The 21,689-nt window shown below is 50.6% G+C and carries 22 protein-coding genes; 11 read left to right on the forward strand and 11 right to left on the reverse strand.

The annotated features are described in order from the left end of the window. Positions 1-190: 190 nt before the first annotated feature. From Q4544_RS03540 to Q4544_RS03560, 5 genes are all read right to left on the reverse strand, one after another. On the reverse strand, positions 191-844 hold the full coding sequence (locus tag Q4544_RS03540; protein ID WP_303504106.1) for an OmpA family protein: 654 nt from the start codon (positions 842-844) through the stop codon (positions 191-193). A 15-nt stretch (positions 845-859) separates the two neighbouring features. After that, on the reverse strand, positions 860-2,272 hold the full coding sequence (locus tag Q4544_RS03545; protein WP_303504107.1) for a type II and III secretion system protein family protein: 1,413 nt from the start codon (positions 2,270-2,272) through the stop codon (positions 860-862). A 192-nt stretch (positions 2,273-2,464) separates the two neighbouring features. Then, entirely contained in the window at positions 2,465-3,325 is an 861-nt protein-coding gene (gene cpaB, locus Q4544_RS03550; protein ID WP_303504108.1) for a Flp pilus assembly protein CpaB, read from the reverse strand. Positions 3,326-3,441: 116 nt separating this feature from the next. Continuing rightward, positions 3,442-3,648, reverse strand: coding sequence for a hypothetical protein (locus tag Q4544_RS03555; protein ID WP_303504109.1), 207 nt, complete (start codon positions 3,646-3,648; stop codon positions 3,442-3,444). Between the two features lie 137 nt (positions 3,649-3,785). Next, a complete protein-coding gene (locus Q4544_RS03560; RefSeq protein WP_303504110.1) occupies positions 3,786-4,010 on the reverse strand; it encodes a hypothetical protein in 225 nt (74 codons plus the stop codon). A 367-nt stretch (positions 4,011-4,377) separates the two neighbouring features. Between Q4544_RS03560 and Q4544_RS03565 the strand changes: the two genes are divergently transcribed. Then, positions 4,378-5,244: a lytic transglycosylase domain-containing protein gene (locus tag Q4544_RS03565; RefSeq protein ID WP_303504111.1), complete on the forward strand. Its 867-nt coding sequence runs from the start codon at positions 4,378-4,380 to the stop codon at positions 5,242-5,244. Positions 5,245-5,249: 5 nt separating this feature from the next. On the opposite strand, the gene Q4544_RS03570 is transcribed toward Q4544_RS03565, so the two are convergent. Further along, on the reverse strand, positions 5,250-6,623 hold the full coding sequence (locus Q4544_RS03570) for an L-serine ammonia-lyase (RefSeq protein ID WP_303504112.1): 1,374 nt from the start codon (positions 6,621-6,623) through the stop codon (positions 5,250-5,252). Positions 6,624-6,858: 235 nt separating this feature from the next. On the opposite strand from Q4544_RS03570, the gene rpiA reads away from it, so the two are divergent. The 5 genes from rpiA (at position 6,859) to Q4544_RS03595 (ending at position 11,273) form a co-directional block, all read left to right on the forward strand. After that, a complete protein-coding gene (gene rpiA / locus Q4544_RS03575; RefSeq protein WP_303504113.1) occupies positions 6,859-7,647 on the forward strand; it encodes a ribose-5-phosphate isomerase RpiA in 789 nt (262 codons plus the stop codon). Between the two features lie 8 nt (positions 7,648-7,655). Further along, a complete protein-coding gene (gene gor / locus Q4544_RS03580) occupies positions 7,656-9,011 on the forward strand; it encodes a glutathione-disulfide reductase (RefSeq protein ID WP_303504114.1) in 1,356 nt (451 codons plus the stop codon). A gap of 65 nt (positions 9,012-9,076) precedes the next feature. Next, positions 9,077-10,207, forward strand: coding sequence for an FtsH protease activity modulator HflK (hflK, locus tag Q4544_RS03585; RefSeq protein ID WP_303504115.1), 1,131 nt, complete (start codon positions 9,077-9,079; stop codon positions 10,205-10,207). Continuing rightward, the gene (hflC, locus tag Q4544_RS03590) at positions 10,207-11,079 is read left to right on the forward strand and encodes a protease modulator HflC (RefSeq protein ID WP_303504116.1); all 873 of its coding nucleotides are present in this window, start codon (positions 10,207-10,209) and stop codon (positions 11,077-11,079) included. The genes hflK and hflC overlap by 1 nt, the downstream gene beginning before the upstream one ends. After that, complete coding sequence (locus tag Q4544_RS03595) at positions 11,076-11,273, forward strand: DUF2065 family protein (RefSeq protein ID WP_303504117.1); 198 nt, start codon at positions 11,076-11,078, stop codon at positions 11,271-11,273. Before hflC ends, Q4544_RS03595 begins: the two co-directional genes overlap by 4 nt. Here Q4544_RS03595 and Q4544_RS03600 read toward each other — a convergent pair. After that, a complete protein-coding gene (locus tag Q4544_RS03600) occupies positions 11,270-11,593 on the reverse strand; it encodes a hypothetical protein (RefSeq protein WP_303504118.1) in 324 nt (107 codons plus the stop codon). The genes Q4544_RS03595 and Q4544_RS03600 overlap by 4 nt on opposite strands. Positions 11,594-12,030: 437 nt before the next feature. On the opposite strand from Q4544_RS03600, the gene Q4544_RS03605 reads away from it, so the two are divergent. After that, positions 12,031-13,422 carry a Do family serine endopeptidase gene (locus Q4544_RS03605; RefSeq protein ID WP_303504434.1) on the forward strand — a complete coding sequence of 464 codons (1,392 nt, stop codon included), beginning with the start codon at positions 12,031-12,033 and terminating at the stop codon, positions 13,420-13,422. Between the two features lie 53 nt (positions 13,423-13,475). On the opposite strand, the gene Q4544_RS03610 is transcribed toward Q4544_RS03605, so the two are convergent. After that, entirely contained in the window at positions 13,476-14,015 is a 540-nt protein-coding gene (locus Q4544_RS03610) for a peptidoglycan-binding domain-containing protein (RefSeq protein WP_303504119.1), read from the reverse strand. A 292-nt stretch (positions 14,016-14,307) separates the two neighbouring features. On the opposite strand from Q4544_RS03610, the gene Q4544_RS03615 reads away from it, so the two are divergent. Together Q4544_RS03615 and Q4544_RS03620 are read left to right on the forward strand one after the other, a co-directional pair. Then, a complete protein-coding gene (locus Q4544_RS03615; protein WP_303504120.1) occupies positions 14,308-14,631 on the forward strand; it encodes a 2Fe-2S iron-sulfur cluster-binding protein in 324 nt (107 codons plus the stop codon). 26 nt (positions 14,632-14,657) lie between these two features. Further along, on the forward strand, positions 14,658-15,407 hold the full coding sequence (locus Q4544_RS03620) for a VCBS repeat-containing protein (protein WP_303504121.1): 750 nt from the start codon (positions 14,658-14,660) through the stop codon (positions 15,405-15,407). A gap of 67 nt (positions 15,408-15,474) precedes the next feature. Here Q4544_RS03620 and purD read toward each other — a convergent pair whose 3' ends face one another. Continuing rightward, complete coding sequence (gene purD, locus Q4544_RS03625) at positions 15,475-16,737, reverse strand: phosphoribosylamine--glycine ligase (RefSeq protein WP_303504122.1); 1,263 nt, start codon at positions 16,735-16,737, stop codon at positions 15,475-15,477. Between the two features lie 72 nt (positions 16,738-16,809). Between purD and xseA the strand changes: the two genes are divergently transcribed. Beyond that, positions 16,810-18,300: an exodeoxyribonuclease VII large subunit gene (gene xseA / locus Q4544_RS03630; RefSeq protein ID WP_303504123.1), complete on the forward strand. Its 1,491-nt coding sequence runs from the start codon at positions 16,810-16,812 to the stop codon at positions 18,298-18,300. Positions 18,301-18,302: 2 nt separating this feature from the next. On the opposite strand, the gene Q4544_RS03635 is transcribed toward xseA, so the two are convergent. Beyond that, a complete protein-coding gene (locus Q4544_RS03635) occupies positions 18,303-18,701 on the reverse strand; it encodes a hypothetical protein (protein WP_303504124.1) in 399 nt (132 codons plus the stop codon). A 46-nt stretch (positions 18,702-18,747) separates the two neighbouring features. Further along, entirely contained in the window at positions 18,748-19,791 is a 1,044-nt protein-coding gene (locus Q4544_RS03640) for an alkane 1-monooxygenase (protein ID WP_303504125.1), read from the reverse strand. A gap of 190 nt (positions 19,792-19,981) precedes the next feature. On the opposite strand from Q4544_RS03640, the gene Q4544_RS03645 reads away from it, so the two are divergent. Beyond that, on the forward strand, positions 19,982-21,664 hold the full coding sequence (locus Q4544_RS03645; protein WP_303504126.1) for an NAD(P)H-dependent oxidoreductase subunit E: 1,683 nt from the start codon (positions 19,982-19,984) through the stop codon (positions 21,662-21,664). Positions 21,665-21,689 lie beyond the last annotated feature (25 nt).

The raw sequence follows: 21,689 nt of genomic DNA on the forward strand, positions 1-21,689 counted from the left end.
GATGGAAGATTTGTGACGCCCAAGTTGGGCGAGAATTGGGCTAAAAAGCCGTAATTGTGCGGTATGCTGCGACTTTTAGGTGGCAAATGGCTTGTTAGTGCTGATTTGGAGACAATAAACTTCGTTCTAAAACCAAAAAGACCCACAAAGTTGCGGGCCTTTTGTGTGATTATAGCTTGGTAAAAGTCGTTTATTCGCTACTGTTAATCGTAGGAACTGCACCCGTTGGTAGGGGAACGGCACTTGCAACGTATTCGCGGTAGATTACCTGAGCGTACTTCCCATCTAGAACATTTGGATGCGCATCTACGAAACCAGATACCTCTGTAATCGTACGGCGGTTTTTACGCTCACGCTCTTGAGTATTGATCAGCGGCTGTGTTTCACCGAATGAAACAACAGCTTCTAGGCGGCTGCGGCTAATACCCTGGCTGCTTAGATACGCAACAACAGCGCGCGCACGTCTTAGCCCCAATGACTTGTTATACTGTTGGGAACCAACAGCATCAGTGTGGCCAAAGACCCGGAAACGTACTTCTGGGAATTGTTTGATCCAGTCGGCTTGACGGCGAAGTGTGGCCCGTGAATTTTCATCCAGCTGTGCTGAATTGAATTCAAAGTTTACGGTGTTTGTCACTTCGTCAGCAAAACGATTTGCTAGGTTGATCGTATAGCTTTTGCTGCCATTTTGGATCGCTAAGTTGTTTGTTGTCGCCGCACCGAACGTCCCATGTGCATCAACATTTGCTCCAGCTTCTTGAAAGATAGTTGGAAAGGTTGAATTGGCGTCGTCACAGGCCGCTAGACCTGTGCACAAGAGCAGTGCCTTTAAACCATTGTTCATTTGCATACTCCTCAATTACTCCAGCACGTAGCCATATGCGCCGCCAAAGTCTTGTTTGGCTACTTCACCGGCTGCACCGCGCAAGCGCTTATTGTCTTTGGAGATTTGCCCGAATAGGAACAGGTCCTTTTCTGACGGTGGTTTCACACGATCAGTGGGCAATGCAATAGCTTCGCCACGTGTAGGCGTCACAAGGTGAGCTGTAATGATGATGACCAACTCACTTTGGTTCCGCTGATAGTCGGCACTGCGGAATAGCGCACCTAGGACCGGTATGTCGCCAAGCCAAGGGATTTGCGAATTCAGATCTTGGAAGTCGTCCTTTAGCAAGCCCGCAATTGCAAAGCTTTCACCGTCGCGAAGTTCAACGGTTGTTGACGTCTTGCGCGAAGAGAAGGCGTTGATGGTAAACGTGCCGTCTGTAAATCCGTTTGCGACGTCCAGTGCAGATACCTCAGAGTTAAGCTCGAGGTTGATCAGGTCGCCATCGATAACACGAGGAACAAATTGTAAGCTAACGCCAAACGGTTTGAATTCAACGGAGATTTTGCCGTCGTCCTGTGCTACAGGGACAGGATATTCACCACCAGCATGAAAAGTAGCCTGCTGTCCAGAAAGGGCAATCAAGTTTGGCTCTGCTAGTGAGCGAACCATGCCACGTGTTTCAAGCGCTTCCAGAAGTACGTTGAGCTGGATGGCCCCAGCATTAATCCCAAATTGGAATGCGCCAAGCGATCCGGCTTTCAGAGCGATGGGGTCCCCGTCAGCTAAGGCTTGAGCATTTCCAGGGGCAAGATAAGTCCCTGTGCTTAAACCGTTTCCGTTCACGGTACCGTTCAGAGAAGCACCCAGAGCTTTGGAAACAGAACGTTCCATTTCAGCAAACCGGACTTTAAGTTGAACTTGCTGCACGCCGCCGACAGTCATCAAGTTTGAGACCCGCTCAGGAGCATACCGCTCTGCTAAATCAAGCGCCCGCTGCAAGCGCTGCGAACTTGATACTGTTCCAGAAAGAACAATCCCATCGTTCGCTGTCCGCACATCAATCTTCTCGTTCGGAAGAACCTGCTGCAGCCGCTCTTTGAATTCACTGATGTCAGCCGCGACACGAACATTTACATTCGTGATAAGTTGGCCTGACGCATCGAGTAAGGTTAGCGTTGTCGTGCCTGGTGATTTGCCCAGAACGTAGATTGTTCGATCCGACAAAGTCGAGATGTCAGCGATTGCTGGGTTGGCAATGCTCAATTCTGCGAATGGGGTATCACTTTCAACCACAACGGCGCGGTTCATAGGAACACTTAATAGCGATCCTGTTCCATTTCGCACCACGCGCAAGGTTTCTGCTACCAAAAAATTGCTAGCAACTGGTGATACTGCGACGGTCATTCCCAATAGGGCCGCCTTGATAATTCTACGATAATTCATGTGACCTGCCTCTCCGATCACGCCTCGGGTACGGATCTTTTCGTCCGCGTTCCGGTCAATGTGCGCCAATTTACATTTTATTGCAAGAATCAAAGGGTTCGCAGGCCCAATGCATGTGGAAGTCGAGCAACAGTATTTAGAAACGAATATGCGCCCCACGGTGGAGGCGCATCTCTAACCTACTGATTAGGTTTAGTTTGAGCAGGGAATGGCTATCTCTACAACTTCTGCACCACGACGTGTCTTAATGGTGCAAACCTTCTCAACTTCACGTGCTTCGACGACTTTTTCTTCTCGAACAATGCCTAGAAGAGTGGATTGATCAACTTCGATTGCTTCGGCAACGGTGTCATCAAGAGCGCCTACAAGAGCGAGCGACAACCGACCTGAATTCTGGGCTTGAGCCAATGCAGCTACTTGTTGGGGTTCGACCGCCACTGTCACGGTGCGCGCGATTGTTCCATGGACGCCTTCAACATTTGTGTTTTGGTCGATTGCAACTAGGTGGACACCGGCTTGAATAAGTCTTGTGAAGTTATTGCTACCTTCGTCGTCGCTACGTTCGGCCGAGCCTGTCCAATACACGTCTACTCGATCACCCGGGCGCAGAAACCCTGAAACACCACTAGCAACGTCAACTCGGATTGCAAATGCACGCATTCCCTTTTCCAGCTGGGTAGTCAGGCCGGCATTTTCCCCCGGTTCCGTGATTTTTATCGCCATGATTGGCTCGCCAGGTTCCATGGGCCGGATAACAAGACGTGGCTTTGCGTTGTCGCTTGGAAACAGTTCTTCCTTAGTCAAGAAAACGCCTTTTGGCATCGAATTGTTAGGCCACTTGATCGCTACGACCTGTTCTGGATCAAGCTTTTGTCCGTATTTCATCGACGCATTGGCGACAAAAATATCTGTTGTTTCGATCACTGGTTTGCGTGATTGGCGTTCTTTATCCAATGCTGATTGATATTGCCCGACGTAATTTTGCGCCATATGGACGGCGAAACCGGCGAGGCCGAGGCCGACAAGTAAAACGGCTAAAAACATTGCTCGCATGATCTTTACCTCAGTTGTTTCTGTGCATTGCACTAGATTTACTAGCCATTCTAGGTGCGAAGTTTGGCTTAAATAAGATGATTTCTGGGCTTATTCAGAGCTAATATTATGCGACGTTAGCTTCCTGTGGCTTCCGGGATAACGCGAGCAGCATCTTGCGTTTCGATGGCATTGACAGCTGAGCCTGCTAATTGTGCGGTATGCAAGCTAACCGCTGTGCTGACTGCAACGGCCAAGCCAACTAGGGCGGCAACAAGAACTATCCAATCTACAGTGACCGCGCCGTTATCGTCTCTAAGAAATTTACTAAACTGATTACGCATCGGATGACCTCCAATCAACAAGGTGCGACCTAACCATTTTTGCTACTGCGTGTTGTAGAAGCGAATGGGGAGCTACCTGAAAAAAGGCGCACCAATTTAGGTGCGCCTTCTGCTATCTTCGCTATGCGAAGCGGAAATTAAGAGCCGCTTGCAGTCGTTGACAGTGCAGTGATGTCACCGGCGTGGTTTGTGGACTCTGCGCCAACAACGTCATCAATCGTACCTGCAAGTGTCGCAGTCTGTGTTTGGATGCCAGAGTACGCTGCTACTGCAAGACCAACAACTGCCGCTGTAAGAACAACCCAGTCAACTGTTACTGCGCCGTTTTCGTCTTTGCGGAAGTTTTTGATAAAGTTCATCATGGTATGTCCCTCCATAGGATCATTTGAATTTCAGTTTTCACCGTGTCGAGCCCTGAGTGGCCGTCTCTCTCTGTTGGCCTGTTCTCGACTTGGTATGAGCATATATAGCCCTTAGAATGGGGCACGATTTGGGCAGGAATGGTGCGATTTCTAGCGCATTAACTTTTATGGCAAGGAATTTCATAAGGCATTGAAAGTAAATGATTTTAATAATTAATAAATTTGCATTTTATGTTTGGAGCCAAATTATAACAGTAATATTTCCACCCTAAGGAGAGCTTTTTGGGCCTAAAACTGCCTTTGGTGAGAGTGATTTGCAGACATTGATAGTGGAATCCTGTATTTAGCTGGTAGAGCAGTCCAAAAAATGTTGGTTAAAATGACCACTCGTCCTTTTTTAGTAATATGCGTTGCGATTTTCTTAGGATTCGGGCCGTCCAATGCGGTTTCTCAAGAGAAAACGCCAAAGCCTTTCCCGGAATTTGAAGCAAAACGTCTTAAGCCACCTTCAAAAGGGGCGACGAAACGCATTCAGGTCCAAATAAAAGAACGCGCGAATCCTGCCGTTGCGCCTATTCATCCTCAAGCAACAGATGATTCCGAATTATCTAAAGCAATTGCAGAGGCGGGCATAACGAGTGCAACACCAACAGATTGGTTTTGGGCAGAGCTTGACGACTCGCTAGAAAATATGGGCCCCGGCCGTCTTGATGATGCGCTTAGTCTGGTGAATTCCAGCGCAGCGCAGTCTTCTTTATCAAGCCCTCGCCTGCAGGATCTTCAAGACATTGTGCAACGTTTTGGCCGAGATATTTTGATCGCCAGCGTCGGGACAAAGGTATCACCAGCATTAGCGCTTGCCGTTATATATGTAGAGTCTTCTGGCAATCCTTCAGCGGTTAGCTCTGCTGGGGCCCAAGGGTTAATGCAACTTGTTCCCGCTACTGCAGCTCGCTTCGAAGTGGCGAATGCCTTGGATGCTGCGGACAATATTAAGGGCGGTATTCGCTTCTTAGATACATTGATGAGCAAATATAACGATGATCCAATAGTCGTTCTTGCTGCCTATAACGCAGGTGAGGGCGCCGTGCGCGATCATGGCGGTGTGCCGCCTTTTCCTGAAACACGCTTATATGTCCCCAAAGTTCTCAATGCATATAAGGTCGCGCGCGGGCTATGTATAACCCCGCCCTTGCTACTAAGCGATGGATGCGTCTTTGCGGCGATGAACTGATAGATTTAGCAATTCGGAATGTTGACGGCTAAACCTCCAAGAGACGTCTCTTTATATTTCTCATGCATATCAGCACCTGTTTGCCGCATCGTTTCAATAACCGAATCCAATGGGACGAAGTGTTCCCCATCGCCACGCAGGGCCAACGATGCTGCGGAAACGGCTTTGATCGCACCGAGGCCATTGCGTTCGATGCAGGGGACTTGCACCAGCCCTTTAACCGGGTCGCAGGTCATACCAAGGTGATGTTCTAGTGCGATCTCTGCAGCATTTTCAATTTGCGCAGGCGTTCCACCCATCACAGCACAAAGGCCAGCTGCGGCCATTGCTGACGCTGAACCGACTTCTGCTTGGCAGCCTGCTTCGGCGCCAGAAATAGACGCGTTGAATTTGACAAGCCCTCCGATCGCGGCGGCAGTTAGTAGAAATTCGTCAATTCTAGACGTGGTTGCCCCTGGCACATGATCAAGCCAATAACGAATGACAGCTGGTAAAACGCCTGCGGCTCCATTCGTTGGGGCAGTGACCACCTGACCACCTGCAGCATTTTCTTCGTTAACGGCCATGGCATAGGCACTCATCCAATCATTGATGGTGTGAGGGGCCGATAGGTTCATACCGCGTTCTGCCAATAGGGAATCGTAGATCGGTTTTGCGCGACGACGAACCTCTAGCCCGCCTGGCAAAATGCCGTCCGTCCTTAAACCACGTTCGATGCAGGCGTTCATGACATCCCAGATTCGTTTGCAACCCGTCGTCAATTGCGCGGCACCACCGCGTGAGTGCTCGTTCGCGCGTTTCATGTCGGCAATGGATTTGCCGCTTCGCTCGGCCATTTCAAGCATTTCCAGAGCCGATTTGAATGGGTAAGGCACTGGAGGGCCTTCATCCGAAGTCTTCCCTTCTTTCAACTCATCTGCGGTAACAACAAACCCGCCGCCAATTGAATAGTATGTTTCCTGTAATATGACGTCGCCCTGTTTGTCGGTCGCCATTAGGATCATTCCGTTCGCATGCCCTGAAAGTGCGGGGCCAAAATCGAACAGCAGGTCTGTTTTGGGATTGAAGCGTAGTGCGGGTAAGTCGATTGGCCGGACTATGCCCTGCGTGTGAATGTCATTCAGTGCGGCGTTTGCCTTGTCATTATCATATGTATCAGGAGAAAATCCTGCGAGGCCCAGAATGGTTGCGCGATCTGTTGCGTGCCCAATGCCGGTAAATGCTAATGATCCATGCAAGCTTGCTTTTAGCCCGTGAAATTCGAACGGGCTTGCGCGCATGAGGTCTAGAAAACGCGCTGCAGCCACCATTGGCCCCATTGTATGAGATGAAGATGGCCCAACACCCACCTTGAACATGTCAAAGACTGACAAAAACATCCGAGTGCTCCTAACTTGGCGTATCTCTTTGCGTGTTTCCTATAGGAAACACGTGTAACGGTGCAAGAGCAAGAACATAAGCGACATATCTTGATCTATTTCGGGCAGGGTTCGAAAGAAATAGGCGTCCTATTGACGATAACTCATTGTACGTTTGCACTTTGTATAAATGCCCCTCGCGCCGCGCTGATAACTTTCATATAACCCCTGAAACTGGAATTTACGGAGTCGCCCTATGCCCTCAGACCTGTCACCGATTGATAAGGCCAAATTTGTTGCTGCAAAGAAAGCTGTAGAATTCGTCGAAGACGGTATGCGGGTCGGTTTGGGTACCGGATCGACAGCAGCATGGATGGTTCGTTGTCTTGGTGAATTGGTCCGTGAAGAAGGGCTGAAAATCCGAGGTGTTCCTACATCGACACGTACGGCTCAATTGGCTCGCGATGTTGGTATCGAGGTTATCAGCCTGGATGCCGCGAAATGGCTTGATCTAACGATTGACGGCGCAGATGAATTTGACGCCGATTTGAATTTGATCAAAGGCGGCGGCGGCGCTTTGTTACAAGAAAAGATCGTAGCGACCGCATCTGACCAGATGATTGTGATTTCCGATGTGAGCAAAGAAGTTGAAACACTTGGCGCCTTTCCGTTGCCTGTCGAAGTCATCCCATTCGGATGGCAGACAACACAGGCTTTGATCGAAGAAACACTTGTATCTATGGACGTCATGGGACGCTCAGCATCCTTACGTATGAACGGTGATAGCCCGTTTGTGACGGACGAAGGCAATCACATCCTTGACCTGCATCTAAAGCGGATTGGTGACTCGCGTCAAATGGCTATGATTTTGAATCAGATGCCAGGCGTTGTCGAAAATGGCCTATTTATCGACATATGTGACAGAGTTGTGATCGGTTATGGGGATGGTAAGGTCGAGGTTCGAGACATAAATGCGGGAACTATTGAGGAGAACATGGTCGATTTCGTCGAAAACGATAATCTCTTCACAGATCTGACAGATTGAGAGCACTAATGGACTTTGATTTTGATTTATTCGTCATCGGTGGCGGTTCAGGCGGCGTACGTGCTGCGCGTGTGGCTGCACAAGAAGGCGCTAAAGTCGCCCTTGCTGAAGAAGATCGGTATGGCGGTACTTGTGTTATCCGTGGCTGTGTCCCAAAGAAACTGATGGTTTTTGCCAGCGAATATGGTGGAATGGTTGAAGATGCGCAGGCCTATGGTTGGGATATTCAACCTGGTGCATTCAATTGGAAAACCTTCCAAGGCAAAATGTATGCGGAACTTGACCGGCTAGAAAATATCTACCGGGGTATTCTAAAGAATAATAATGTTGAGACCTTCGACCAACGCGCGACCGTAGCAGATGCACATACTGTGCGACTAGCGGATGGTACGGAAAAGACTGCGAAACACATTCTTATCGCTGTTGGTGGTCGCCCGACAAAGCCTGAAATCGAAGGCATTGATCTCGCGATTACCTCCAATGACATTTTCCATTTGGACGCCTTGCCTGAATCAATTTTGATTGTGGGCGGCGGCTATATTGCCAGTGAATTCGCAGGCATCATGAATGGTATGGGTGTGAAAACCACACAATTCTATCGTGGTGAACAGATCCTTCGTGGTTTCGACGATGAAGCCCGGACGCATGTTGCCAACGAAATGATTGAGCGTGGCGTTGACCTTCGTCTGAATACGAATGCTGTTAAGCTTGAAAAAGACGGATCTCAAGTTCGCGTAACAGATACAAATGGCGATACTCAGCTGTTTGATAAAGTCATGTTTGCAACGGGGCGCGCACCAAACACCGATGGTCTTGGATTAGAGGCGTTGGGTGTTGAACTTGGTCGCAAGCGTGAAATCATCGTTTCCGAATACAGCCAGACGGGTGTCCCTTCGATTTATGCTGTAGGTGATGTGACCGATCGTGCAAATTTGACACCTGTTGCAATTCGCGAAGGCATGGCCTTTGTCGAGACTGTATTCAAGGGCAATCCGACGAAACCAGATCATGATTTGATCCCAACGGCGATCTTTACTCAGCCGGAAATGGGGACTGTTGGCCTGTCTGAAGAAGAAGCCAAAGCGCTGGGCCCAATCGAAGTTTACGCAACTTCATTTAAACCCATGCAGCAAAGTTTTGCTGGGCGCAGTGAAAAAGTCTTTATGAAGTTGGTTGTCAGTCAAGCGAACCGCAAGGTTCTAGGATGCCATATCGTGGCACCAGGAGCCGGCGAAATGATCCAGCTTGCGGGTATTGCGGTTAAAATGGGCGCTACCAAAGAAGATTTCGACAGGACGGTTGCGGTTCACCCTACGATGTCCGAAGAATTGGTTACAATGAAAACACCGACCCGTACGGGTTGATTTTCTTCACGCACCACACAGGTTAGTGTGGTGCGTAATTGAATTACGGAAGGGGATATTCCTTTATGGCAGGCAATAGTGGCGGTCCTTGGGGCGGCGGCGGAAATCAGGGCGGCGGCGACGATCGCGGCAAAAATGGCGGTGGCCGTGGTCCTAAGGACGACGGCCCTCAGATCCCTGACATTGATGATCTTATGAAAAAGGGTCAAGACCAGCTGCGCGTTTTGATGGGTGGTCGCGATGGCGGCGGTCGATCTGGTGGCGGTGGCCGTTCTGGCGGTGGTCAGGGGCCAAACATCGGCAAAGGAACAATAGGTCTTGGCGTTTTGGCTGCTGTCGTGCTTTGGGGCATGGCCAGCTTTTATACAGTTAAGCCCGAAGAACAATCTGTTGAGCTATTCCTTGGCGAATACTCAGCGACAGGCAATCCAGGCCTAAACTTTGCGCCGTGGCCATTGGTCACTGCAGAGGTTATTCCAGTGACACGTGAACAGATCGAAGACATTGGCGTTGGCGCCCGTGGGTCTGACGCGGGTCTGATGCTGACTGGTGACGAGAACATTGTTGATATTGATTTCCAAGTTGTTTGGAACATCAATGATCCTGCTCAATTCCTCTTCAACTTGCGCGATGCACAGCTGACTATTCGTGCTGTGTCTGAATCGGCTATGCGCGAAATTATTGCGCAGTCTGATCTTGCGCCGATCTTGAACCGTGATCGTGCGTCCATTGCGGACCGTTTGAAAGATCTTATCCAGTTCACGCTAGATTCCTATAACTCTGGCGTAAACATCGTCCGTGTTAACTTTGACAAAGCTGACCCGCCCACACAGGTCATCGATGCATTCCGTGACGTTCAAGCCGCCGAGCAGGAACGTGACCGGACGCAAAAAGAAGCTGACGCTTATGCAAACGCCCGCCTAGCTGGTGCGCGTGGTGAAGCCGCTCAGATTCTGGAAGAAGCTGAAGGGTACCGTGCTCAGGTTGTGAACCAAGCTGAAGGTGAAGCGAGCCGTTTCACTGCTGTCTTGAATGAATATCGCAAGGCACCTGAAGTGACGCGTAAGCGTCTATATCTGGAAACCATGGAAGAGGTTCTAGGTCGTGTTGATAAAGTCATCATTGATGAGCAGCAATCAGGCCAAGGTGTTGTGCCTTATCTGCCGCTGAATGAATTGAAGAAGGGGAGCAACTAATGAACCGTTCTATGCCTCTACTTGTGCTTCTCGTCGTCGCGATTGCCGCGCTTTTGTCTTCGGTATTTATCGTAGACGAACGTGAAAAGGCTTTGGTTCTTCAGTTTGGCCGTGTTGTTGCGGTTAAGGAAGATCCAGGCTTGGCGTTCAAAATTCCGCTCATTCAAGAAGTAGTCACATATGACGACCGCATCTTGTCACGAGATGTGGACCCACTCGAAGTCACCCCGTTGGATGATCGTCGTATCGTTGTTGACGCTTTTGCACGGTACCGGATTGTGGACGTTAACCAGTTCCGTCAAGCGGTTGGTTCTGGCGGTGAAGCAACAGCTGCACGTCGTCTTGATTCCATCCTGCGGGCGGAAACACGGGAAGTGCTTGGTTCTGTGTCATCTAATGACATCCTAAGCTCTGATCGTGCTGCGTTAATGTTGCGCATTCGGAACGCCGCCATCATCGAAGCTCGTGGTCTTGGCCTTGAGATCGTTGACGTGCGTCTGAAACGCACTGACTTGCCGCGTGAAAACTTGGACGCGACTTTCGGCCGTATGCGTGCAGAACGTGAACGCGAAGCAACGGACGAACGCGCCCGTGGCCAAGAGGCCGCACAACGCATCCGTGCTCAAGCCGACCGTACAGTGGTTGAGCTTGTGTCCGATGCAAAACGTCAGTCTGAGATCATTCGTGGTGAAGCTGATGCGGAGCGAAACTCTGTTTTCGCTGAAGCATATGGTGCGGATCAGGAATTCTTCCGGTTCTACCGCTCGCTTGCAGCGTACCGTGGTGCATTGAAGTCAGATAATTCGACTATGGTGATGTCACCAGACAGCGAATTCTTTGAATACCTGAAATCAGACACTGGGGCACAATGATCGCGACCGCGTTTCTTGCTCTAGGAATTATACTGATCTTTGAGGGGCTGGCCTATGCGCTGGCCCCTTCGCTTATTGAAGAGCTGTTAAAGTCGCTCAAATCTCTGACGTTGAAAAAGCGTCGCGCATTCGGCGCACTCGCATGCGGTCTAGGTATCGTAATGGTTTTGGTTGCACAGATAATTGGTGCTTAGAGATAGCCACTTTGGCTTGTACGCCGTTCTGCATCTGAAAAGTCTAGCCGTACAATGTTTTCAGATGAATTAGGTGTTTCTGCAATGGCAATCGCTGCGCGCTCTAGATGCTTTAAGACCTCTAATTGGCCCTTATCTTTTGCGTCGCTAATGAGCATGGGCAGAATTGTTTCCAAACTATCTGTTTGCTCGGTGGTTTTGCCATAAAGTTCATCTACGGCTTTTTGCGTTAGAACAAAGTGGGCCTGCAAAACCGGGAAATGACAGTATTGTGCCAGTTCCGTCATTTCGCCAATTTTCTTAGAAAACCAACTATGCATGAGACTACCTCCTAAATTTGGAAACGGGTATAAAATTGTGGGCAATAACTCCAAAAATCAAAAGTCTTAAAATGATCCTTCACGAAAGATTTAGTCAAAGCAACCAGAACTTAGTTAAGGTAGTGATTTCACTACCTTTTCATGAGCTTTTCGGAAAATTCAATTTCTTTTTGGAACCGGTTGTCTCAGTATGGCCAGGTAGCTTGATAAAATTTATTCTGACACCTCACGGTTTCATCACAACCAATTGAAACTTTCTTCCTAATGTTGTGACGGGCAAGATACGCCCTATGTTAGAAAGAGACGTCGTGCGTCGGGGGTACGATGACCAGAGGAACACATATCAAAGGAGTTTACGGGTGAAACCAACCGCCGTTTCCGTTCCAGTTATTTCGATAGGCCAGATACGCGCCATTTGGCTGTCAGCTTTGGCCATCATGTTGCTTTTGGCTCAGGCCATTTCCGCGCAGGCCCGGCCAGACAGTTTTGCTGAACTTGCCGAGCAGGTCAGCCCCGCTGTTGTGAACATTACAACATCTACTGTGGTCGCCGGTCGTACCGGTCCACGCGGAGTTGTTCCAGAAGGCAGCCCCTTTGAAGACTTTTTTAGAGAGTTTCAAGATCGCCAAGGCGACGGCGAATCTGACCGACCTCGTCGCAGTTCAGCGCTTGGTTCAGGTTTCGTGATTTCTGAAGACGGTTTCGTTGTGACGAACAATCACGTTATTGATGGTGCCGATGAAATCTTAATTGAATTCTTCTCTGGCGAAGAACTTCCTGCTGTTGTGGTTGGTAAAGATCCAAACACTGATATTGCGCTGCTGAAAGTTGAGAGCGAAGAGCCGCTCGCCTTCGTAAACTTTGGAAACAGCGACACAGCTCGTGTTGGTGATTGGGTCATGGCCGTTGGTAACCCACTAGGTCAGGGGTTCTCGGTTTCAGCTGGGATCGTATCCGCTCGAAATCGCGCCCTTTCCGGCACATATGACGACTACATTCAGACTGATGCTGCCATTAACCGCGGTAACTCTGGTGGTCCTTTGTTCAATATGGATGGTGACGTTGTCGGCGTGAACACTGCAATCCTATCCCCGAATGGTGGGTCGATCGGTATCGGCTTCTCAATGGCATCCAATGTGGTGACGCGCGTCGTGGACCAACTACAAGAATTTGGCGAAACCCGCCGTGGTTGGCTTGGTGTGCGCATTCAAGATGTCACCGAAGATATGATCGAAGCTGTTGAAGGCCTCGAAGCTGCTGCGGGCGCGATGATCACCGACGTGCCAGAAGGTCCCGCAAAGGCAGCAGGTCTAGAAGCCGGCGACATCATTTTAAGCTTTGATGGCAAAGATGTTGCCGATGTACGTGGGCTCGTTCGCGAAGTTGGTAATACGAACGTGGGTAAAGCAGTTCGCGTGTTGATCTTGCGCGAAGGCAAAACACAGACGTTGAAGGTTACTCTGGGACGTCGCGAAGAAGCAGAAGCTGCGGTTCCAGCTGTTGCGCAAGGTACGCCTGATCAGCAAAGCGAAAAGGAACTGCTTGGCTTGACGGTAACACCTGTCACTGACGAGCTTCGGACAGAGCTTGGTTTGGATGCCGAATCCATTGGGCTGGTTGTCCGCAAAGTCGACGAGACGTCTAAAGCCTTTGAGAAAGGCCTTCGTGAAGGCGATCTCATCGTCGAGGCCAGCCAGCAAAACCTGCAGTCTATCGCAGACTTAGAAGCGCGGATTGAAGAAGCCACCGACGCAGGTCGCAAATCAATCTTGCTGCTCGTGCGTCGAGGTGGAGAGCCTAGGTTTGTTGCCTTAGGCCTAGAAGAGTAACACTTAAGAATTAGAGCAAAGGGCGCCTCAGGGCGCCCTTTTTTCATTATAGGCTACTGAACGTCTCGTTCAACGGCGACCAGACCAAGTTGCCGCCCAGTCTCCAAAGCTAAGATACCAGAATCCAGACCTTGAGGCGTTTGATAACGCCGAATGGCCGCGCGTGTTCGTGCATCCATTTCGCCGCTAATCCCACCGCGGAAATGGCCACGTGCTTTTAAGGCACGTTGCAACGACTCTACGAACTCTTCCGTCAAAACATCAGGGCAGGGCGTTTGAAACCATGTCTCGCGCCGCTCTTTGACAATTTGCTGTAATGTCTCTGTTTTATAGATAGCGGGGCTAACGACAGTGCCATCCGCTAATATTTCTGCTGGCTGAACCACAATCTGTTCAGTGACCGTTTCGATAACAGCTGGCGAGACAGTTTTCCCCCAGCATGTTCCCGCAGGTGCACCCGGCGGGCCTTTTTCTTGGCGATGCTGAAGGGCCGGTTCCTTTAACGCTGCGAGATCAGGAGCTGTCACATCAGCCACAGAGCACCCTCCAATGGAGAGCGCCGTTAACGTCATCAAAATAGGGCGCAGTGTCATGCTCGGCCTTGTGTTCGGGCGTTTGTTTTTAATTGTGTAGACGTATTTTAGTTCCGTCAAAAGCCTCTCGGCGGATTTAGGCAACGCTTCATAAGCATCGCGTTCCAGCTGCAACATCTCATGTTTGGCCCGGTGGGATACTTTAGGCCCGCAAATTGACGTGGAAATGCGAAGCAGATGCAGAAAATGTATGTACTGTCGCAACCGTTATCTAAATTCCTTGAAAAGGGGCTGGCAAGAAAAGAGGTGCGCCATTAGGTAGTTTGCAACTTATGCAAGGAAGATACGAACGATGGCAAAAATCACCTATGTCGAATTCGGCGGTACCGAGCACACTGTAGAGGTCGCCAACGGGCTGACCGTTATGGAAGGCGCTCGCGACAATAACATTCCAGGTATCGAAGCTGACTGCGGTGGCGCGTGTGCTTGCTCCACCTGTCATGTCTATGTAGATCCAGCTTGGGTCGAAAAACTGTCGCCTATGGATGACATGGAAGAAGACATGTTGGACTTTGCGTTCCAACCAGACATGAGCCGCTCGCGGCTGACATGCCAGATCAAAGTCAGCGAACAGCTTGATGGTTTGAAAGTCTTTATGCCTGAAAAGCAAATCTGATGATGGGCGGTGTGCAAAGAACAGATATGAAACAGCGTCATTTGGCCTGCTTTGGGTCGAGGCTTGTACGCCGCATTTTACCTATCTCAGGAGCGCTGTTTGCGGGCTTTACGGCGTTTTTTGCGCACGCCGCATCAGCAGAGATCGTTTCGGCGAAGTTTGACGATCCAACAACACGTTATGCACATGGTGTATTGGGCGATGCGATCGAATGGGGCACGCTAGAAATACGAGTGTCAGACGGGAAGCGCCTGCGATTGGTGTTGCCAGAGGATCGTGTCTTTGAAGATCTAGAGCCGCGTCTGGCTGACCTGGATAATGACGGTGACAACGAGGTTATGGTTGTCGAAAGCAGCCAATCTGGCGGTGCGCGCTTATCCATCTATGACGAAAATGGGCTGGTAACCGCAACGCCACATATCGGCCGAACAAACCGCTGGCTTGCACCGATTGGTGCAGCGGACCTAGATGGCGATGGTCACGTCGAAGTCGCCTATATCGATCGTCCGCACTTGGCCAAGACATTGCGGGTTTGGCGATTTGAAAAGGGTGCTTTGACAGAAGTTGCCTCAAAACCTGGTCTGACAAATCATAGAATTGGGGATGATTTTATCATCGGTGGCATTCGTACATGCGACTCGACACCTGAAATGATTACAGTCGATGCAAATTGGCAAACAATTATTGCCAGCACTTACAACGGCCAAACCATAGAATCCAAAAGCATAGAAGGTTTTTCATCTAAGGCACTCGATCAAGCGATGAAATGTAAATAGCGTTTTTTCTTGATCGAAATACCTTGGGGAGCGCGAGGGGTGAAACCCCTCGCATACTGGTGTTCAATCAAAGCGCGCGCCAGCCAATATCACGACGATAAAACCCGCCAGGCCAGTCAATCGCTTCTACCATTTCATAAGCTCTATCGCGTGCGTCTTGCAGTGTTTCTCCGCGCGCGGTGACGTTCAAAACACGCCCACCCGTTGCCAAGGTTTTACCGTCCGCAGATTTGGTTCCGGCATGAAAGACAACATTCATGCTATCATTTGGCAAGCCTTCCAGGCCCTTGATCTCTGAACCCTTCTCATACGCACCCGGATAACCGTTAGCTGCCATAACAACAGTTACCGCATGATCATCTGCCCAATTCACTTGCGCGTCTGAAAGGCGACCTTCAGCAGCCGCATGGATGAGATCAAAGGCTTGTGCACCCAAACGCAGCATCAGGACTTGGCACTCGGGATCGCCGAAACGCACGTTGTATTCAACCAAACGCGGCTGGCCATCTTTGATCATCAAGCCTGCGTATAGAATACCTTGAAACGGTGTTCCGCGCTTTGCCATTTCAGACATTGTTGGCTTAACAATCTCGTCCATCGCCTTGCGTTCGATTTCAGCTGATAACACTGGAGCTGGAGAATACGCGCCCATACCACCTGTGTTGGGGCCAGTGTCGCCTTCGCCGACGCGCTTATGATCTTGCGCCGTGCCGATGGAAAGAACCTCTTCTCCGTCAACCAAAACAAACAACGATGCTTCTTCGCCGTCCATAAACTCCTCAATGACGACTTCTGCACCAGCACCGCCGAATGCACCACCAAACATGTCATCAATCGCGTCGAGCGCTTCTTGTTCTTCCATCGCAACAATCACGCCTTTGCCCGCAGCAAGGCCATCTGCCTTAACAACGATAGGCGCACCGTTGGCGCGGATATAGGCCTTGGCTGCTTCAGCGTCTTTAAAGTGGCCATAGCCAGCAGTTGGCGCATTCGCTGCCGCGCAAATCTCTTTGGTGAAGAATTTCGAAGCTTCTAGGCGAGCAGCCTCTTCAGATGGGCCAAAGACCAGGAGTCCCGCTTCACGCAGGCGATCTGAAACACCCTTTGCCAACGGAGCTTCCGGGCCGATGATCACAAAATCAATTGCATTCTCTTCCGCGAATGCTGCGACTGCACCGCCATTCTCAATATCCAGATCAGCACACTCAGCAATTTGCGCAATACCTGCGTTGCCTGGTGCCACGATCAGCCGGTCGCACTTTGGGTTTTGCTTTACCGCCCATGTCAAAGCATGTTCGCGCCCACCGCTACCTAGAATAAGAATGTTCATGATCGCCCTTCCGCTTGGCCTTCTGTTGTAGGCGTTCTAAGCTGGGAACGCACATTCATCAAGCGAGGCCAGATGTCTGATCTGATCGACGACCCAAGAGAGGGCGAAAACGCCCCAGAATTTTCAGTAACAGAGCTTTCTGGCGCCATTAAAAAGGTGATCGAAGGCAACTTTGGCCATGTGCGAATCCGTGCAGAGCTTGGCCGAGTGTCTTTTCCACGCTCGGGCCATGTCTACCTTGATCTAAAAGACGATAAATCAGTGATTTCTGGGGTTATTTGGAAGGGCGTGGTGTCCAAGCTACCCATGCGCCCCGAAGAAGGCATGGAAGTCGTCGCAACAGGTCGAATCACGACCTTTGGCGGGCAATCCAAATATCAGATTGTTATCGAAGACATGAAGCCCGCGGGTGTCGGTGCATTGATGGCTATGCTAGAGAAACGCAAAGCGCAGATGGCTGGCGAAGGCCTGTTTGATCCGTCGCGCAAAAAAGCGATTCCTTACTTGCCCGAAGTGATCGGTGTTGTGACCTCTCCCTCAGGTGCAGTTATTCGCGATATTCTTCACCGCCTGCGTGACCGGTTTCCCCGCAAGGTGTTGATTTGGCCGGTTGCTGTGCAGGGCGACAAATGTGCACCCGAAGTGGTGCGCGGCATCGAAGGGTTTAACAATTTTACGCCCGGTGGTGCGCTGCCGCGTCCTGATCTGATCATTGTGGCACGCGGTGGTGGTAGCCTCGAAGATTTGTGGGGGTTCAACGAAGAAGCGGTCGTTCGGGCGGCGGCGGCCTCTGATATTCCTCTGATTTCTGCCGTTGGGCATGAAACAGATACCACTCTAATTGATTTCGCCTCCGACAAACGTGCCCCAACGCCAACGGCCGCCGCAGAGCTGGCCGTTCCTGTACGCCTGGAATTGCTCAGTTGGGTCGATGATCAAGGAGCGCGTCTAACGCGAGCTTTGACTTACGGAATTTCGCAGCGCGGCCAACGCTTGCGTGATTTGTCGCGTGCGATGCCGCGTGCAGATACGCTGCTTGAAGGCCCTGCACAAAGATTAGATCGCGCGGCGGAGAAACTTCCGAATGCGCTGCGCCGTTCGGTTGATACCCGTCGCCTAAAGCTAACTGAAGCTGCAGCAAGCCTGCGCCCAAACAACCTGCGCCGTGCGGTTGATGCAAAGCGCGAAGCCCTTGGTCGTCGATCCGATCGTTTGTCTATTCGGCCAATTCAGCGGGACATTGAACAAAAGAAAAAGAATCTAGATGCGTTGAACCGCCGTTTTGTGACGGCCGCAAATGCACAGACGGGAATCTGGAAAGATCGCCTTGAGAGCCTTGAACGTTTGCGTAAAACGCTAGGATACGAGGCAACATTGGACCGTGGGTATGCTGTCATCTGGGATGGTGATCAGGTTGTGAAAACCGCAAAGGCGGCAAAGAAAGCAGGGGCTTTGGAAATTCAATTTGCTGATGGCCGCCACGCCACTGATGGCACCGGATCGCCAGCACGCAAAGCGCCAAAACCCAAACCGCCGATGCCTGATCAGGGCAACTTGTTTTAGGATCAGGCACCTACTTTGGGACCGAGGCACTGCATCTTTTCGCCTTCGCTACCAACTTCGTACAGGACATCTCCACCACCTTCGCCGGTAAACTGGGCGCTTAATCCGCCCGGTTCCAGAAAAAACTGCCAGCATTGTGGGTTTGGATCGTCTTCGTAGACAAAGCAAATATCCGCACCGGACTGGTACCAAGATCCTTCTTTGCAGTCTCCATCAAGAAAAGACCAACGCACACGTTGGTTTCTTAGATATTGCTCTGCGCCATAACGGGCGCCATCCGCCGCATAAAACATTGTTTTGCCGCGGGTGTACTCATCGAACTCCGCAGCGCTTAGCGGTGTTTCGGCAGAAGCTGTGCTCGCAATTCCAATAAGAAATAGGGGAATGAAACTAAATCGCATAGGGCCATGCTGCCAAAGCATCGGGTGTTAATCTAGTCCCTAAGCGTTAGCTCGCCGACGAAGAGACCCCGGTGACAGCTTTTACGCGCTCATCCATCATGTAACGCCACAGCGGTGGTACTAACGAGATTATCCCCATAGCTGGCAGTGATTTCGGCAACATGGGTACATCTTCTTCGTCCAACCGCAGCTCGGTAAACGGGCGGGTTGGTGTCATATGATGATCCGAATGGCGCGGCACGTTGAGCATCATGGCTGACGAAAACGTATGGGGCGAATTCCAAGAGTGCTTTGGGCCAACCGGCTCTAACCGGCCATTGTGCAATTTCCGGCGCTGTAGGCCATAGTGTTGGATGTAGTCGCTCGCGAGATGCTGCAGCGTTGCATATACGCAAACCGCAAGAAGGGCAGCCAATCCCATCCAACCAGCAATCAGCATTGCGCCAATCAACGTCAGTCCAGAGCCCAATAAATAGCTCCAATATGGATGCGTCCACCAGGGCTTAGGCGTTTGGGAACGTTTGCGAAACTCGTTTTCCGCCTCAAGTCCGCTCATGAATGATCCGTACCACGCACGAGGCCAAAAACGGTACACGCTTTCACCCAATCGTGCGGTATTCGGATCACGCCAGCTGCCAACAAAAACATGATGTACTTTTGTATGCGCAGATGCGTGATGCCCAAAAAGTAAGGTTGTATAAACGGCAACACCCAAACGGCGCATCCAACGTGATCCTTTGTGAATCAACTCATGCGCATTCGCATTGGAGACCTGGCCGAAAAACTGCCCAAACAGAATGAAACACATTCCACGTTCAATCCATGTCAGCCCAGTAACGCCTGACAATGCCATAACTGCAATGACAACAAGAGCAATGTGCGACAGGCCCAAGAATACCAGAAGCCCTTCCCCCGCAGGAAATTCGTTGTCTGAATTTTTACGCGCAGCGGCACCTTTAATCAGGCGGTCCATCGTGAAAACAAACACGGTCATATAGGCGAGGGCAAGGAGGGCCCATGTCCCACCAAAGAAACCTGCAAGTACCAACAGGCAAACCGGAACGACCGTTGCTAAGTTAAACCACAACATATTTTGTTGTCTCCAAGAGAAAACGCGTTTCCGTATAGTTTTGTCGCGCAATTTAGGAGTTTTTGCGACGCCCTCATGTCTCATACAAGGTAATTAAGCGGAACTGCGCCCGTGAATGTCGTTTTTGACGCAGTCCTGATTGTGGTAGCCTCTTAAAACCATAACAAGAACGAGGGTTAGGGGAAAAACCGTGCAGAAAAACCAAAAGGGTGTTTGGAAGTCGGGCAAGGGCAAGGGTCGTCACACGCCAAAAGGGCGCCAGTTGGATGATCAAGCCCAAACCGAAGTTCAATCTCTGCTAGGTGACGCACCTATCAAACGTGACATGTTGATCGAGTATTTGCATCTCATTCAGGATGAATATGGTCACCTCTCTGCCCCTCACATTCGTGCGCTTGCTGAAGAGTTACGCATTTCCCAGGCCGAAGTGTATGAAGTTGCAAGTTTTTATGCACATTTCGATGTCGTCCGTGAGGGTGAAACACCTCCGCCCGCTCTGACAATCCGTGTGTGTGATAGTCTGTCGTGTGAATTGGCCGGGGCACAACAATTAAAAAACGCGCTAGAAGATGGTCTGGACGCCAGCAAAGTACGCGTTGTTCGAGCGCCTTGCATGGGCCGCTGCGATACTGCGCCAGTTTTAGAAATTGGCCATAATCATATCGACAATGCCACTCCAGAAAAGGCCGCTAAGGCAATCGAAACGAATGATGCGCATGCTCATATTCCAGAATATCAGGCGCTCTCGGATTATTTGAAATCTGGTGGCTATCAAACACTCAAACAGTTGCAGACGTCTGGTGATTGGGAAGCCGTTCAGCAAAGCATGTTGGACGCAGGCCTTCGCGGTCTAGGCGGCGCGGGCTTTCCATCTGGCAAGAAATGGGGCTTTGTGCGCGCCAATCCCGGTCCACGCTATTTGGCCGTCAACGGTGACGAAGGCGAACCGGGCACATTCAAAGACCGCTTTTATCTGGAACGTACACCGCACTTGTTCCTAGAGGGCATGTTGATCGCCGCATGGGCGGTCGAAGCTGAAAAAGCGTTCATTTACATGCGTGATGAGTACCCAGCTGTGCTCGAAATACTGCGAGCGGAAATTCGAGCGCTCGAAGCAGATGGAATTGTTCCAAAGGGATTTATAGATCTGCGTCGTGGCGCTGGCGCCTATATCTGCGGCGAAGAAAGCGCGATGATTGAATCCATCGAAGGCAAGCGCGGTGAACCACGTCATCGCCCACCTTTCGTGGCGCAGGTTGGTATTTTTGGACAGCCAACCTTGGTGCATAACGTCGAAACGCTGCTTTGGGTCGCGCGCATTTCTCGCGAGGGCCCGGCATGCTTGAATTCGGTCGAAAAAAACGGCCGTACCGGTTTACGTAGCTATTCAGTGTCCGGACGCGTCAAGAACCCTGGCGTACATTTGTTGCCTGCTGGTTCAACGATTGATGACATTATCGAGGCTTCTGGCGGGATGTTGGATGGCCACATATTCAAGGCTTACCAGCCTGGTGGGCCTTCATCCGGTCTTTTGCCGGCGTCCATGAATGATATCCCGCTCGACTTTGATACGCTTCAACCGCATGGGACATTTATCGGCTCCGCAGCAGTGGTGATCTTGTCTGATCAGGATAGCGCAAAAGACGCAGCCCTGAACATGCTGCGGTTCTTTGAGGACGAAAGCTGTGGACAATGCACGCCGTGCCGGGTCGGCTGCGAAAAAGCAGTCAAACTAATGTCCAAAGAAAAATGGGACACGGGGCTGCTCGAAGAGTTATCGGAAACTATGGTGGATGCTTCCATCTGTGGCTTAGGGCAGGCGGCGCCTAATCCGATCCGGTTAACGATCAAACACTTCGCCGATGAAATCTAAGCGGGCGAATCTGATCCGTTTATCA

This window comes from Cognatishimia sp. 1_MG-2023 (genome assembly GCF_030548175.1).
Classification (GTDB): domain Bacteria; phylum Pseudomonadota; class Alphaproteobacteria; order Rhodobacterales; family Rhodobacteraceae; genus Cognatishimia.

Bases quoted from the DNA above. Each gene is read 5' to 3' on its own strand.
- Q4544_RS03540 (WP_303504106.1), bottom strand. From the start codon at position 844: ATGAACAATGGTTTAAAGGCACTGCTCTTGTGCACAGGTCTAGCGGCC.
- Q4544_RS03545 (WP_303504107.1), bottom strand. From the start codon at position 2,272: ATGAATTATCGTAGAATTATCAAGGCGGCCCTATTGGGAATGACCGTC.
- cpaB (WP_303504108.1), bottom strand. From the start codon at position 3,325: ATGCGAGCAATGTTTTTAGCCGTTTTACTTGTCGGCCTCGGCCTCGCC.
- Q4544_RS03555 (WP_303504109.1), bottom strand. From the start codon at position 3,648: ATGCGTAATCAGTTTAGTAAATTTCTTAGAGACGATAACGGCGCGGTC.
- Q4544_RS03560 (WP_303504110.1), bottom strand. From the start codon at position 4,010: ATGATGAACTTTATCAAAAACTTCCGCAAAGACGAAAACGGCGCAGTA.
- Q4544_RS03565 (WP_303504111.1), top strand. From the start codon at position 4,378: ATGTTGGTTAAAATGACCACTCGTCCTTTTTTAGTAATATGCGTTGCG.
- Q4544_RS03570 (WP_303504112.1), bottom strand. From the start codon at position 6,623: ATGTTTTTGTCAGTCTTTGACATGTTCAAGGTGGGTGTTGGGCCATCT.
- rpiA (WP_303504113.1), top strand. From the start codon at position 6,859: ATGCCCTCAGACCTGTCACCGATTGATAAGGCCAAATTTGTTGCTGCA.
- gor (WP_303504114.1), top strand. From the start codon at position 7,656: ATGGACTTTGATTTTGATTTATTCGTCATCGGTGGCGGTTCAGGCGGC.
- hflK (WP_303504115.1), top strand. From the start codon at position 9,077: ATGGCAGGCAATAGTGGCGGTCCTTGGGGCGGCGGCGGAAATCAGGGC.
- hflC (WP_303504116.1), top strand. From the start codon at position 10,207: ATGAACCGTTCTATGCCTCTACTTGTGCTTCTCGTCGTCGCGATTGCC.
- Q4544_RS03595 (WP_303504117.1), top strand. From the start codon at position 11,076: ATGATCGCGACCGCGTTTCTTGCTCTAGGAATTATACTGATCTTTGAG.
- Q4544_RS03600 (WP_303504118.1), bottom strand. From the start codon at position 11,593: ATGCATAGTTGGTTTTCTAAGAAAATTGGCGAAATGACGGAACTGGCA.
- Q4544_RS03605 (WP_303504434.1), top strand. From the start codon at position 12,031: ATGTTGCTTTTGGCTCAGGCCATTTCCGCGCAGGCCCGGCCAGACAGT.
- Q4544_RS03610 (WP_303504119.1), bottom strand. From the start codon at position 14,015: ATGACACTGCGCCCTATTTTGATGACGTTAACGGCGCTCTCCATTGGA.
- Q4544_RS03615 (WP_303504120.1), top strand. From the start codon at position 14,308: ATGGCAAAAATCACCTATGTCGAATTCGGCGGTACCGAGCACACTGTA.
- Q4544_RS03620 (WP_303504121.1), top strand. From the start codon at position 14,658: ATGAAACAGCGTCATTTGGCCTGCTTTGGGTCGAGGCTTGTACGCCGC.
- purD (WP_303504122.1), bottom strand. From the start codon at position 16,737: ATGAACATTCTTATTCTAGGTAGCGGTGGGCGCGAACATGCTTTGACA.
- xseA (WP_303504123.1), top strand. From the start codon at position 16,810: ATGTCTGATCTGATCGACGACCCAAGAGAGGGCGAAAACGCCCCAGAA.
- Q4544_RS03635 (WP_303504124.1), bottom strand. From the start codon at position 18,701: ATGCGATTTAGTTTCATTCCCCTATTTCTTATTGGAATTGCGAGCACA.
- Q4544_RS03640 (WP_303504125.1), bottom strand. From the start codon at position 19,791: ATGTTGTGGTTTAACTTAGCAACGGTCGTTCCGGTTTGCCTGTTGGTA.